This window comes from Streptomyces sp. NBC_01618, assembly GCF_045209435.1.
Classification (GTDB): Bacteria; Actinomycetota; Actinomycetes; order Streptomycetales; family Streptomycetaceae; genus Streptomyces.
Genome location: NZ_CP109297.1, coordinates 6,482,265 through 6,494,962, shown reverse-complemented (window position 1 = coordinate 6,494,962; position 12,698 = coordinate 6,482,265). Strand labels below are relative to the sequence as shown.

The 12,698-nt window shown below is 71.3% G+C and carries 11 protein-coding genes and 1 pseudogene; 6 read left to right on the top strand and 6 right to left on the bottom strand.

Going from position 1 to position 12,698, the window contains the following annotated elements:
- Position 1: 1 nt before the first annotated feature.
- On the bottom strand, positions 2–595 hold the full coding sequence (locus OH735_RS30060; RefSeq protein ID WP_406384818.1) for a (2Fe-2S)-binding protein: 594 nt from the start codon (positions 593–595) through the stop codon (positions 2–4).
- Positions 596–597: 2 nt separating this feature from the next.
- Complete coding sequence (locus OH735_RS30055; RefSeq protein ID WP_406384817.1) at positions 598–1,488, bottom strand: FAD binding domain-containing protein; 891 nt, start codon at positions 1,486–1,488, stop codon at positions 598–600.
- A 249-nt stretch (positions 1,489–1,737) separates the two neighbouring features.
- On the opposite strand from OH735_RS30055, the gene OH735_RS30050 reads away from it, so the two are divergent.
- Entirely contained in the window at positions 1,738–3,474 is a 1,737-nt protein-coding gene (locus tag OH735_RS30050; protein WP_406384816.1) for a PucR family transcriptional regulator, read from the top strand.
- A 164-nt stretch (positions 3,475–3,638) separates the two neighbouring features.
- Positions 3,639–4,424, top strand: a complete 786-nt coding sequence (locus OH735_RS30045; RefSeq protein WP_406384815.1) for a hypothetical protein — start codon at positions 3,639–3,641, stop codon at positions 4,422–4,424.
- Positions 4,425–4,671: 247 nt separating this feature from the next.
- Here OH735_RS30045 and OH735_RS30040 read toward each other — a convergent pair whose 3' ends face one another.
- The gene (locus OH735_RS30040; protein ID WP_406384814.1) at positions 4,672–5,523 is read right to left on the bottom strand and encodes a GntR family transcriptional regulator; all 852 of its coding nucleotides are present in this window, start codon (positions 5,521–5,523) and stop codon (positions 4,672–4,674) included.
- Between the two features lie 145 nt (positions 5,524–5,668).
- On the opposite strand from OH735_RS30040, the gene OH735_RS30035 reads away from it, so the two are divergent.
- Positions 5,669–6,517: a (2Fe-2S)-binding protein gene (locus tag OH735_RS30035; RefSeq protein ID WP_406384813.1), complete on the top strand. Its 849-nt coding sequence runs from the start codon at positions 5,669–5,671 to the stop codon at positions 6,515–6,517.
- 191 nt (positions 6,518–6,708) lie between these two features.
- Positions 6,709–7,785 carry a DUF2637 domain-containing protein gene (locus OH735_RS30030; protein WP_406384812.1) on the top strand — a complete coding sequence of 359 codons (1,077 nt, stop codon included), beginning with the start codon at positions 6,709–6,711 and terminating at the stop codon, positions 7,783–7,785.
- Positions 7,786–7,867: 82 nt separating this feature from the next.
- Here the strand turns inward: OH735_RS30030 and OH735_RS30025 are convergent, their stop codons facing one another.
- Positions 7,868–8,230: an ATP-binding protein gene (locus tag OH735_RS30025; RefSeq protein WP_406386801.1), complete on the bottom strand. Its 363-nt coding sequence runs from the start codon at positions 8,228–8,230 to the stop codon at positions 7,868–7,870.
- A 424-nt stretch (positions 8,231–8,654) separates the two neighbouring features.
- Here OH735_RS30025 and OH735_RS30020 point away from each other — a divergent pair.
- Positions 8,655–8,756: pseudogene (locus OH735_RS30020) on the top strand (ribonuclease); the annotation flags it as partial.
- A gap of 91 nt (positions 8,757–8,847) precedes the next feature.
- Positions 8,848–9,234 carry a barstar family protein gene (locus OH735_RS30015; protein WP_406384811.1) on the top strand — a complete coding sequence of 129 codons (387 nt, stop codon included), beginning with the start codon at positions 8,848–8,850 and terminating at the stop codon, positions 9,232–9,234.
- Between the two features lie 172 nt (positions 9,235–9,406).
- Here the strand turns inward: OH735_RS30015 and OH735_RS30010 are convergent, their stop codons facing one another.
- Complete coding sequence (locus OH735_RS30010) at positions 9,407–11,149, bottom strand: pyruvate dehydrogenase (RefSeq protein ID WP_406384809.1); 1,743 nt, start codon at positions 11,147–11,149, stop codon at positions 9,407–9,409.
- 65 nt (positions 11,150–11,214) lie between these two features.
- Positions 11,215–12,606 (bottom strand): protein phosphatase 2C domain-containing protein, encoded by a 1,392-nt coding sequence (locus tag OH735_RS30005; protein WP_406384808.1) that lies wholly within the window; start codon positions 12,604–12,606, stop codon positions 11,215–11,217.
- Positions 12,607–12,698: the final 92 nt, after the last annotated feature.

The window sequence follows — 12,698 nt, the reverse complement described above, 5'->3', positions numbered from 1 at the left end:
GTCAGACCGTTTCTTCCGCGCGGGCGGCCGCCAGGCGGACCGCGTCGAGGATCTTCTCGTAGCCGGTGCAGCGGCAGAGGTTGCCGGAGAGCGCCTCGCGGATGTCCGCGTCGGACGGTTCCGGGTTGCGTTCGAGCAGTTCGTCCGCGGCGACCAGCAGGCCGGGGGTGCAGAAGCCGCACTGGACGGCGCCGGCGTCGATGAACGCCTGCTGGATCGGTGAGAGTTCACCGGTGTCCCGGCTCTCCTCGCCGGCCGGCTTGGCCTCCCACTGGCGGGCCTTGTCGAGTGCGGTGCCGCAGGCGCCGGAGGCGCAGCCACTGCCCGGGTGTGCCTGGGAGCGGTGGGCGGCGAAGTCCGCGAGGCCCTCTACGGTGACGACCTCGCGGCCCTCCACCTGGCCTGCGGCGACCAGGCAGGAGCAGACCGGGACGCCGTCCAGACGGACCGTGCACGATCCGCACTCGCCCTGCTCGCAGGCGTTCTTCGAGCCGGGCAGGCCCATCCGTTCACGCAGCACGTAGAGGAGCGACTCGCCCTCCCAGACGTCGTCCGCCTCGTGCCTGCGTCCGTTGACCGTGAAATTGACGCGCATGATCAGGCAGCTCCTTCGGTGCTGCGGCCGTTGCCGCGGTACGACTCCCAGGTCCAGCCGAGGGTGCGGCGGGCCATGATCCCGACCGCGTGCCTGCGATAGCTCGCGGTGCCGCGCACATCGTCGATCGGGTTGCAGGCGGCTGCGGCGAGCGCGGCGAACTGCGAGGCGATGGACGGGGTGATGATCGTGCGGCTGTCCCAGAACCCGCCTTCTTCGAGCGCGGCGTTCAGGAATTCCTCCGCCGCCTTCGCCCGTACGGGCGTGGGGGCGGCCGAGCCGATGCCGGTGCGGACCGTGCGGGTCTCGGGGTGCAGGGCCAGGCCGAAGGCGCAGACCGCGATGACCATCGCGTTGCGGGTGCCGACCTTGGAGAACTGCTGCGGCCCGTCGGCCTTCTTGATGTGCACGGCCCGGATCAGCTCGTCCGGTTCGAGGGCGTTGCGCTTGACGCCGGTGTAGAAGGCGTCGATGGGGATCAGCCGAGTTCCGCGTACGGACTCGACCTCGACCTCGGCGCCCGCGGCGAGCAGCGCCGGGTGGGCGTCCCCGGCGGGCGACGCCGTGCCCAGGTTGCCGCCGACGCCACCGCGGTTGCGGATCTGCGGCGAGGCGACGGTGTGCGAGGCGAGCGCCAGTCCGGGCAGCTCGGCGCGCAGGTGCTCCATGATCTGGCTGTACGGGACGGAGGCACCGAGCCGTACGCTCTCCTGGCCCACTTCCCATTCGGACAATTCTCCGATGCGGTTCAGGTCCATGAGGTACTCGGGCCGCCGGTGGTCGAAGTTGATCTCGACCATCACATCGGTGCCACCCGCAATGGGCACAGCCGTCGGGTGCTCGGCCTTGGCGGCGAGCGCCTCCTCCCAGCTGGCGGGGCGAAGGAAGTCCATGAGTGGCTCTCTTCTTCTCAATCGGGTCGTTCGTTGGGGCCAGGGCCTCGGCTGGTCGTTCATGTGTTGTTGACGCGGTGCGGGCCCAAGTACACAAGCCGTGCTCCACCTGGTGCAGTCACCGAAACCATGAAGGAGTTGGCTGATCGATCTCCTCTTCTTGTAGATTCGAACGAATGGCGGGGATCAGTGACCTCGCCGCATTAACCAGTTTTCACCCGCACCAACGAAAGAGACGGCGGCGACGAGATGCGGCTGCGCGCACTTCTGGAGACCGACGCGCTGGGCCTGCGGCTGCTCGGCGGCGAGGACGAGCTGGACAGGACCGTCCGCGGCGTGATGACCACCGACCTGCGGGATCCCAGCCGCTATCTGTCGGGCGGTGAGCTGGTCCTGTCGGGCCTGGCCTGGCGCCGGAACGCGACGGACTCGGAGCCGTTCGTACGGATCCTCGCGGGCGCCGGGGTCGCCGGGCTGGCGGCGGGCGAGGCGGAGCTCGGCAATGTTCCCGGCGATCTGGTGGAGGCGTGTGCGAAGCACCGGCTGCCGCTCTTCGCCGTCCATGAGACCGTCGCGTTCGCAACGATCACCGAGCATGTGGTGCGCCAGGTGTCCGGCGAGCGGGCGGGCGATCTGGCCGCGGTCGTGGACCGGCACCGCAGGCTCATGACCTCGGGGCCGGCGGGCGGCGGCCCCGAGGCGGTGCTCGATCTGCTCGGATCCGACCTCGACCTGCACGCCTGGGTGCTCTCCCCCACCGGCCGACTGATCGCCGGTGCCGGTGACGCGCCGCTGGCCGGACCGGTGGGCGCGGCGCTCGCCGGCCACCATCTGGCCGCCACCCGGACCGGCCGCCGGGCCCCGCACCGGACCACGGTCGGCGGCACCACGTATTCGCTCTTCCCGATCCGCAACACCGGGCGGGGCGCGCTCCCTTCTTCCCGGGATGTGCGCGAGTCGGTGCTCTCCGACTGGCTGCTCGCGGTCGAGGCCGACGCGAGCGACTGGCCGCCCGCCCGACTGGATCTGCTCCAGGGCGTCACCCAGCTGATCGCGGTCGAACGGGACCGGCGCGACGCCGCCCGTACGGTACGCCGCAGGCTCGCCCAGGAAGTCCTGGAGCTGGTCCAGACGGGCGCCCCGCCCGCCGAGATCGCCGCACGGCTGCGGGTCGCCGCCCCGGTGCTGCTGCCGGAGCTCGGAGCCGCGCCGCACTGGCAGGTCGTGGTGGCGCGGGTCGAGTGGGGCGACGCGGGTACGGGCGGGCCGTCCGCCTCCGTCGCGGGCGCCCCGGCCGGCGGCCCGGTCGCCCGGGCGCTGCTGGAGGAGATCCTGGCCGACCCCGCGGTCACCGGCCCCGACTCCGCGGACCGGATCGCGGTCGCCCACACGGGCGACGAGGCCGTGGCCCTCGTAGCGCTGCCCGCCCTCACCGCGCTCGCACCGGCCCACGACTCCGCGCCCGATGCGGCACCCGCCGAGGAGGACTCCGCGCTCCACGCCGACGTGCTGCTCGCCGCCGTCCGCGAACCGCTCTGTGCGGGTCTCGCCGACGACGGCCGGCTGACACTGGGTGTCAGCGCGGCCGTGCATTCGCCCGAGGGCCTGCGCGGCGCCCTGGAGGAGGCCCGGCACGCCCGCCGGGTGGCGGCGGCCCGCCCCGGCCGGGTGTGCGCGGCCGGCCATCACGAGCTGGCCTCGCACGTCCTGCTGCTGCCGTTCGTCCCGGACGACGTGCGCCGCGCGTTCACCGCACGGCTGCTCGACCCGCTGCGCGACTACGACCGGCGCCACCGCGCGGAACTGATCCCGACACTGGAAACGTTCCTGGACTGCGACGGTTCCTGGACCCGCTGCGCGTCCCGACTGCATCTGCACGTCAACACGCTGCGCTACCGGGTCGGGCGAATCGAGCAGTTGACGGGGCGTGACCTTTCGCGCCTGGAGGACAAGCTCGATTTCTTCCTCGCCCTGCGTATGAGCTGACATCGGGGACCTGCCGCGGCTCCCGGCGGGTCCCGTCGTTTGTGAAATCTTTCACCTGACATTGACCCGACCCCTTGGCCCGGCGTGCCAATCCGTGCTGAGATGCGGCCCAGACTCAACAGCTCAATGGCGCGCTCGGGGAGGGCAATGTGGCGCATACCGCCATGTCTGGTTCCGGAACGACAGCAGATGACGATCCGCCGCTCCAGACAGCGGTATGGCGGCTGCGGTCACGCGCCTGCTGGACGGACGCCGCAGCGCTGCTCGATCCCGACGCCACCACCGATCCGGCGGCGGCACTCCAGCGGACGGCCCTGCTGATCGAACGGTGCCTGTACACCGGGCAGGGCTGGACCGACGCCGAGGACGCGCTGCGCACCGCCGAGGCGCTGGCCCACGACGACGCCGAGCGGGGCGCGGCCGCGTGCGAGCGCGGTCATCTGGCGTACGCGTCGACGCTCCTGGGGGTACGGGACCGGGCCGACGAGGCCAGCGTCGCGCTGAGCCGGGCCGCCGCGCTGCTCGCCCCGTCCGCGCCGGGACGCCCGCTGCTGGACTTCCGCCGGGGCCTGATCGCGCAGAACATCGCCGATTCGCCGCAGGCCGCGCGCGCCGCTTACCGCAGGGCCCACGTCGGTGCGACCGCGCAGGGCGACGCACTGCTGCTCTCCTCGACCTGGCGTCATCTCGCCCTGCTGTCCCTGCGCGAGGGCGAACTCGCCGAGGCCCGGCACGGCTTCGCCGAGTCCCTGCGGATAAGGGAGGAGCTGGGCTATCTCATCGGTACGGCCCCGGCCCTCATCGCCCTCGCGGACTCCGAGCCGGAGCCGGAGGCGGCGGCCCGGCTGCGCGCCGAGGCGGGCCGGCTCTTCCGGCTGCTCGGGGGCGTACCGACCTGGCTGGCCCCGCATCTGGACCCGCCGCCCCCGGAGACGGCCGAAGCGAACTAGTGCCGTGACCGGCAATGTTTGCCCGGAAGGAGCGTCGTCCAGTGCGTGCGATCGCAAGGCGGCCGGAAGCCCTTGGATGGGGCCTCCCCTGCTCGAACGAAGTTGAGAGCTTGGGGAAGGAGCTACCAGGGCTTTTGGCCAACGCCGCGAGCTTGCCGGGAGGGGCACTAGCTAGGGGCCGGTGGCTCGGGGTCGGGCCCGGCCATGATCCGCCGGACGGGCCCTGAGCCCCAGGGACGGTGCTCGGTCAGCTCTCGGCGCCGGCGAAGTGTTCCCGTACGAGCGACTGCACGACGGTCAGGTCCTGGGCGATGAGCGCGTCGAGCAGGGCGGTGTGCTCGGCGGCGTCGGCGAGCAGGTCGGCGCGGCGGGTGACGGGGTTGTTCCCCAGGGGCCACTGGGAACGGCGGTGCAGGTCGTCGGCGACCATCACCAGCTGCTCGTTGCCGCAGAGCGCGAGGACCGCGCCGTGGAAGGCCCGGTCGGACTCGGCGTAGCTCGCCCGGTCGCCCACGGCGGCGGCCGTCACCGTGGCGTCGGCCAGCGGGCGCAGGGCGCACCAGCGGGCCGGCGGGACGGTGCGGGCCAGTCGCAGCATGACGGGGACCTCGATCAGCGCCCGTACCTCGGCCAGCTCGGCCAGCTCGCGCGGGCCGCGCTGGGACACCCGGAATCCGCGGTTCGGTACGACCTCGACGGCGCCCTCGATGGCCAGCTGCTGCATCGCCTCGCGCACCGGGGTCGCGGAGACCCCGAAGCGGGCGCCGAGGGCCGGTGCGGAGTAGACCTGCCCGGGGACCAGCCGGCCGTCGACCAGGGCAGCGCGCAGGGCGTCGAGGATCTGGCCGCGTACGGAGTGCCGCTGCACCGCCGCGCGCGGGGCGGGCGGCTCGCTGTGGGTGTGCTCGCCACGTGCCTGGCCCGTGCGCGCCTGTGCACCACGCGCCTCGTCCCTGTGTGCCTGGCCCCTGTGCGTCTGCGCACCGCGCGCCTGCTCGACCCGTGGCTGTTCGGGTACGCGTACGGATGCCGGGCTGGTCGCGGACGCGACGGACGCGCGCGTCGGTCGCGACTGCTCTCGCGCGCTGCCCTGCTCCACTCGGACCTCCTCGGCCTGCCGTGGGCGCGGCTCGCGTGCGCCATGCCCCCTGTGCACGATAGGCGGAGCAGCCCGCAGTTCAAAGATCACTCCGTTCGGGTAAGGTAAGGCTTACCTGCAAACGATCGCGATTCGGTGGTCCTGCATGACACTCCCAGCACTGCTCCCCGGCACCACCGCGTCCGCGTTGACGGGCGCGTACACGCGTCTGGCCGAGGTCTTCCCCGGCCTGCGCGCAGAGGTGCTGACGGACGATGACGCCGCACCTCGCGGCGCCGGCTGGGTGGGCGCGGACGAGCTCGCGGCCGGTGGCGCCGCGCTCGACGCCTTCCTCGCCCGGGACCACGCGCAGGTGGTGCGGGACTACGGACAGCAGCCCCGCCCCGATGTGGTCGCCAGCTTCGGGCTGCACCGGTACGCCTGGCCCGCCTGCCTGCTGGTGACGGTGCCGTGGTTCCTGCACCGGCGGGTGCCCCGGATCTCCGTCGGCGATGTGGCGTTCCAGCGCACGCTGGGCCATCTGTCCGTCCGGGTAAGGGAGTTCGCCTGTCTTCCGGATGATCCCGCGGCCGGGGTGCCGGGCGCCCGGGTGGTCCCCGACGAGGCGGCGCTGCGGGCCGAGGTGCTCGCCGCGGTGGCCGACCACATCGGTCCGGTACTGGACGGCTTCGGACCGCGGATGCGGCGGGGCAGGCGGGCACTGTGGGGCATGGCGACGGACGAAATCGTCGAGGGCCTCTGGTACGTCGCCCATCTCCTCGGCGAGGAGCGGCGTGCGATGGCCGAACTGGAGGCGCTCCTGCCCGGCACCACGAAGCCGTTCGTCGGCTCGGCAGGCTTTCGCGAACTGACCGGGCCGGACGGCGGGTCGCTGCCCACCCGCGACCGGGCGAGCTGCTGCCTCTTCTACACGCTGCGCCCCGAGGACACGTGTGTCACCTGCCCCCGAACCTGTGACGCGGACCGGGTACGGAAACTGACGCCCACTCATTGATTCACACCACCTGCACGGGTAGTACTATTCGAACGCACATCATCGGCCGTGCACGGGTATTCGATCAGATCCCGGCTATCCGTATGCCCTGCCAACCCAATGGCGTTCTCTTGCCCCGAAACCCCCTGAGCGTGGCGGGGTTTCGGCAATCATGGCGCCCGAAATGCCCTACGCGACGCAAGGGACCGCGCATGAGACTGACCGACATATCGCTGAATTGGCTGCTTCCGGGCGCCGTGCTGCTCGTGGGGGTCCTGGCGGCGGTGGCGGTGGTCGCACGCGGCAAGCGCGCCGCTGACAATTCCGCTGCCGAAGACAGCTGGGAACGCAGCGAGGAGCGTCGCAGACGCAAGGAGGCGCTGTACGCCACCGCCTCGTACATCCTGCTGTTCTGCTGTGCGGCGGTCGCCGCCGCGCTCTCCTTCCACGGGCTCGTCGGCTTCGGCCAGCAGAACCTCGGCCTCACCGGGGGCTGGGAATACCTCGTTCCGTTCGGCCTCGACGGGGCTGCGATGTTCTGTTCCGTACTCGCGGTGCGCGAGGCCAGCCACGGCGACGCGGCGCTGGGCTCACGGCTGCTCGTCTGGACGTTCGCCGGGGCCGCGGCCTGGTTCAACTGGGTGCACGCACCGCGCGGCATGGACCACGCGGGCGCCCCGCAGTTCTTCGCGGGGATGTCGCTCTCGGCGGCGGTGCTCTTCGACCGGGCGCTGAAGCAGACCCGCCGGGCCGCGCTGCGCGAACAGGGCCTGGTGCCCCGTCCGCTGCCGCAGATCCGGATCGTACGGTGGCTGCGCGCCCCGCGGGAGACCTTCGGCGCCTGGTCGCTGATGCTGCTGGAGGGCGTACGCACCCTGGACGAAGCGGTCGAGGAAGTACGTGAGGACCGGCGGGAGAAGGAGCAGAACCGTCTCCGCAGGAAGGACCAGGAGAAGCTGGACCGAGCCCACATCAAGGCGCTGAACCGGCAGAACCGGGCCTGGCGCCGGGTCGGCCGGGGCGGCACCCAGGTGGACATCCAGGCGATCGCCCCGACGGCGGCCTCCGCTCAGTCCGTCGCGGAGCCCGCCATATCCGAGCCGGGACAACTGCCGTTGCGCGCCCGGCCGTCGCTGCAAGCCGTGACGGGTCCGCACACCGGCGTCCCGGAGTGGAACGCGCTTGATCCGGTCACCGTCGACCTCACCGCCGAGGACGACACCCAGGCACTGCCCCGGCTCGATTCGCTGGAGCGGAAGCTGAAGGATCTGGAGCAGCAGTTCGGCTGATCCGCTGATCCAGATCCACGTGTCCACATGAATGTGCTGATCCGTCGCAAGAGGCCCTGACGGCCCGGTCTTCTCCGGGCTCTCAGGGCCTTTCGCCGTGCAGTTCGAACCAGACGACCTTGCCCAGCGCGTGCGCGCCGACCCCCCAGGCGTCCGCGAGGCTCTGCACCAGGAACAGCCCCCTGCCATGCGTACCGTCGTCGGCGTCCGGTACGTACGACGGGGGCAGCCCGGACACGAAGTCCCGTACCTCCACCCGCAGCCTGGTGGGCGACACGCTCACCGTGACGACCGCGCCTTGGCTCGTGTGGATCAGCGCGTTGGTCACCAGCTCGCTGAGCAGGAGCTCCGCCACCTCGGCCGGCTCGTCCGGCCACCGGTAGCGCAGGAACTCCCTTAACGCACACCGCACTTCACTCACGGCCGCCAGATCGGTACGGGCCAGTCTGCGATGCAGCCGGACCGGCTGCCGCCGCTGCGCCCCGGGCTCGTGAGCCGGCCCGTCAGGCATGGAATCGGACTCTCCCTGACACTTCATCATTTCCCCCGCCCGCACGGTGAATCGCCCCCTGTTCGCCGTATCGTCGAACGCCTTCGTGGAACATCTCCACGGGGATGCATGCCCCACAGACCGGCCGCCACGCTTGTCGACTCATCAATAAGTGAACGGCCGCACGGAAACGGCCCGTCGGCCCCGGACACATCGGCGTCACATTTCCGCCCCTCCGGATAACTTCCAAAAAATTCACATCGATTGGCGTTGACGGCACCGTGTCTACGCGCGTCATCATGGTGGCTATGCGAATCCCCCCACGGTTCACCACGCTCGGTGGCGCTGCCGTCCTCCTGTCCGTCCTCTTCGCCGGCGGACCCGCGGCGCGCGGCGCATCGTCACGGGTGAAGAGGCACAGGAGGACTACTGCACCGGCGACCACTACGCCACCTTCGACCTGATCGACCAGGGCTGCTGAAGCCCGGCCCCCGAACCGATCCGCGCCGTAGTCCCCCACCTGCGGCGCGGATCACGGACCGGTGGAGGCAACCGGACTTGTACCCCCACCCATGACCGTGACCTATGTGATCGACGGCTCCCGGGTCACCGGCCTGGAGCAGTTCTGGACAGTGATCGGCGAGGCGGTGAACGGCCCCGGCGGATACTTCGGAAGCAACTTCGACGTCCTCGCGGACTGTCTCAGCGGCGGGATGGGCGCGCCGGACGACGACTTCGTCTTCGAGTGGTGGGACCACGCGCTCTCCGCGCAGGCCCTGGGCCATGCGGAGACGGCACGCTATCTGCGGCAGAGCCTGGACCGGGTGCACCCCACCAACAGGCCCGCGGTCCGACTACGGCTGGACGACGCCCTGGCAGGGCGGGGGCCGACCCTGTTCGACCTGCTCGTGGAGACCCTGACGAACGGATTGGGGCCCGGCGGGCTGCGGTTGCTGTGAACCGCCGCGACACACGGCAACGACCGGCCGGTCGTTCTGTCGCTGCGGCCGTTCCAGATCCTGACGGTGCGACTGACCCCGGCGTGAGGTCCGGCCGGCCCCCGGCTCGGCTTCCGCCTCCGTCCGCGGCTCGGCTTCCACCTCTGGCCTCGGCCCCCGGCCCGGATTCCGGTCAGGGGCGGGGCACGTTCCGCAGATTGGAGCGGGCCATCTGGACCATCCGGCCCACTCCCCCGTCCAGCACGATCTTGCTGGCGGAGAGCGCGAAACCGGTCACCATGTCCGCACTGATCTTCGGCGGGATGGAGAGCGCGTTGGGGTCGGTGACGACGTCGACGAGCGCCGGGCCCTTGTGCTTGAAGGCGTCCTTGAGGGCGCTCTCCAGCTGCTTGGGCTTCTCGACCCGGACGCCGTACGCGCCAGCGGCCCGGGCGATCGCCGCGAAGTCCGGGTTCTTGTTGTCCGTACCGAACGACGGCAGTCCGGCGACCAGCATCTCCAACTCGACCATGCCGAGCGAGGAGTTGTTGAACACCACGACCTTCACCGGCAGGTCGTACTGCACCAGGGTGAGGAAGTCGCCCATCAGCATGGTGAATCCGCCGTCGCCGGACATCGACACCACCTGCCGGTTCCGGTCGACGAACTGGGCGCCGATGGCCTGCGGCAGCGCGTTCGCCATCGAGCCGTGACTGAACGAACCGATGACGCGGCGCTTGCCGTTGGGCGAGAGGTAGCGGGCCGCCCAGACGTTGCACATGCCGGTGTCGACGGTGAACACGGCATCGTCGTCGGCCAGTTCGTCCAGCACCGAGGCGACGTACTCCGGGTGGATCGGGATGTGCTTCTCGACCTTGCGGGTGTACGCCTTGACCACGCCCTCCAGCGCGTCGGCGTGCTTCTTCAGCATCCGGTCGAGGAACTTGCGGTCGGTCTTGACCTTCACCCGCGGAGTCAGACAGCGAAGCGTCTCGCGGACATCGCCCCAGATCGCCAGATCCAGCTTGGAGCGGCGGCCGAGGTGCTCGGGCCGCACATCGACCTGGACGATCTTCACATCATTGGGGAGGAAGGCGTTGTACGGGAAGTCGGTGCCGAGCAGGATGAGGAGATCGCACTCGTTGGTCGCCTCGTAGGCGGCGCCGTAGCCGAGCAGCCCGCTCATGCCGACGTCGTACGGGTTGTCGTACTGGATCCATTCCTTGCCGCGCAGCGCGTGCCCGACCGGGGACTTCACCCGCTCGGCGAACTCCATCACCTCGGCGTGGGCGCCCGCCGTGCCGCTGCCGCAGAACAATGTCACACGTTTCGCCTCGTCGACCATGCGGCAGAGCTTCTCGATCTCGGCATCTCCGGGCCGTACCGTCGGCCGCGAAGTGACCAGGGCGTGCTGGATCGACTTCTCCGGGGCGGGCTGCGAGGCGATGTCTCCCGGCATCGCGACGACGCTGACCCCGCCTCGGCCGATCGCGTGCTGAATGGCCGTCTGGAGCAGCCGCGGCATCTGCTGCGGGTTGGAGATCATCTCGTTGTAGTGGCTGCACTCCTGGAAGAGCAGCTCCGGATGGGTCTCCTGGAAGTAGCCCAGACCGATCTCGCTCGACGGGATGTGCGAGGCAAGGGCGAGAACGGGTGCCATGGAGCGGTGCGCGTCGTAGAGGCCGTTGATGAGGTGCAGATTGCCGGGGCCGCAGGATCCGGCGCAGGCCGCCAGGGAGCCGGTGATCTGGGCCTCGGCTCCGGCGGCGAACGCGGCGGTCTCCTCGTGCCTGACCTGGATCCAGTCGATGGCCGAGTTGCGGCGGATGGCGTCGACGACCGGGTTGAGGCTGTCGCCGACGACCCCGTACATGCGCTTGACCCCCGCCCGGACGAGGATGTCGACGAACTGCTCCGACACGTTCTGCTTCGCCATGGGTGCGTAACCTTTCCGTGCTTCGGATTCCGGACTCCGCATCCATCAACCCATGACGCGCGCGGTTACGCCTCCCAGACTCCGACACTCGTACGGTCGTCGGCGTACCCCTTCACCCTCAGCTGGGAGTCCGCGAGGAAGGCCGCGAGCCCGGGCGCCCGGTCGTCGGCCCAGCGTTCGGCCAGCTCCCGGGCCAGGTCGGGCTCGCCGCGCAGTGGTTCGGCGAGGCCGGTGCTGCACAGCAGCAGCGTGTCCCCCGGCCGGGCCACCGAGGCCCGGAATCGGAACGGCTCGGCGGGCGGGGGCCCGGATCCGGCCGCGGTTTCGCCGCCCGCGTCACCGCCGGGTTCCGGAACCTCCGGTTCGAGGTCCTGCCAGACCCCGTCGCGCAGCCGGAAGAGCCCTCCGGCGCCGACGCCGAAGAAGATCCTCGTGCGGCAGCCGGGATCGGCCGACAGCAGGAGGCAGCGCAGGCCCGCGGTGTACTGCTCCGGTTCGAGGCCCAGTTCGGCGGCGCGAGCGCGCAGCTTGCCGTAGGTGCGGTCGGTGAGGCGGTGCAGACCGGATTTGAGGTCGCCGCGGCGGCCGGCCCCTATGTCCTCGGAGAGCCTGGCGTGGCTGCGGCCCACCGCACCGCCGATCCAGCGGCAGGCGTCGGCCGCCGCCAGATGTCCCCGCTCGGTGGCGCGGGCCCCGGTGGCGACGGCGACCAGGACGAGCGCGCTCCGGTCGGTGCCGAACCGTGCGGTGAGCAGCGCGTCGCGGCGGGGCTCGCCGCGAAACCGCGCGGAGTCCCCGCGCACGGAGGCGGCACGCAGGGTGTACGTGCCGTACCGGGCGCCGTCGAGCACGGTGTCGGCGACGAGGCCGTCGAGCTCCTGGGGGACGGTGGCGGGCAGCACGGTGGGATCGGCGTCGTAGGTGGGCGGCCGGTCACCCACATGGCCTACCACGGGGCGCCCGGCGGGAGCGGATGCGGGCGCGGGGGCCTGTGCGGTGACGTCGCTGGCGGGGCGTTGCGGGGCAAAGTTTCTCCCGGCGACCGGCCGCTTGGGCAGCGGCGGCACGGGCGGCTCGGGCGCGGACGCTCCGACGGCGACGGCCGGGCGGGACGACTCGCCCGCCCCGGGCGCGTGGGACGCCCCAGGCGCCTCGGGGACTTCGCTCGACTGGGGCGGCAGATCCGGTAACGAGTGCGGGTCAGGGACGGCCGGTGACACAGACACCGGAGACGCACCCGCGACCGAAGCCCCAGCCCCGCCCACGTGCCCGTCCCCATCCCCGTCCCCCACGCTCCCCCCACGCCCGACCCGACCAACCGCGTCCGACGCCGAGTCGAAGCGGTCGTCGAGGCTGTCGGCGGCGTTGGTCGCCCCGGTGTCCCTGGCGGTCTCGTCGTACAGCCTGCGCCACCAGTCGTCCTCGTGGGCGGCGGACCGCTCCCCCTGCTGACTCATGCCCTTATTGTCGGCCGCCCGGGCCGCACGAAAACGGGTCATCCGGAAATAGTGGCCGCGGAAAGGGCTCCGCCGGGCGCCCCCGTACTTCG

Coding starts and splice junctions, on each gene's coding strand:
- OH735_RS30050 (WP_406384816.1), top strand. CDS start 1,738: ATGCGGCTGCGCGCACTTCTGGAGACCGACGCGCTGGGCCTGCGGCTG.
- OH735_RS30035 (WP_406384813.1), top strand. CDS start 5,669: ATGACACTCCCAGCACTGCTCCCCGGCACCACCGCGTCCGCGTTGACG.
- OH735_RS30010 (WP_406384809.1), bottom strand. CDS start 11,149: ATGGCGAAGCAGAACGTGTCGGAGCAGTTCGTCGACATCCTCGTCCGG.
- OH735_RS30015 (WP_406384811.1), top strand. CDS start 8,848: ATGACCGTGACCTATGTGATCGACGGCTCCCGGGTCACCGGCCTGGAG.
- OH735_RS30060 (WP_406384818.1), bottom strand. CDS start 595: ATGCGCGTCAATTTCACGGTCAACGGACGCAGGCACGAGGCGGACGAC.
- OH735_RS30045 (WP_406384815.1), top strand. CDS start 3,639: ATGTCTGGTTCCGGAACGACAGCAGATGACGATCCGCCGCTCCAGACA.
- OH735_RS30055 (WP_406384817.1), bottom strand. CDS start 1,488: ATGGACTTCCTTCGCCCCGCCAGCTGGGAGGAGGCGCTCGCCGCCAAG.
- OH735_RS30030 (WP_406384812.1), top strand. CDS start 6,709: ATGAGACTGACCGACATATCGCTGAATTGGCTGCTTCCGGGCGCCGTG.
- OH735_RS30005 (WP_406384808.1), bottom strand. CDS start 12,606: ATGAGTCAGCAGGGGGAGCGGTCCGCCGCCCACGAGGACGACTGGTGG.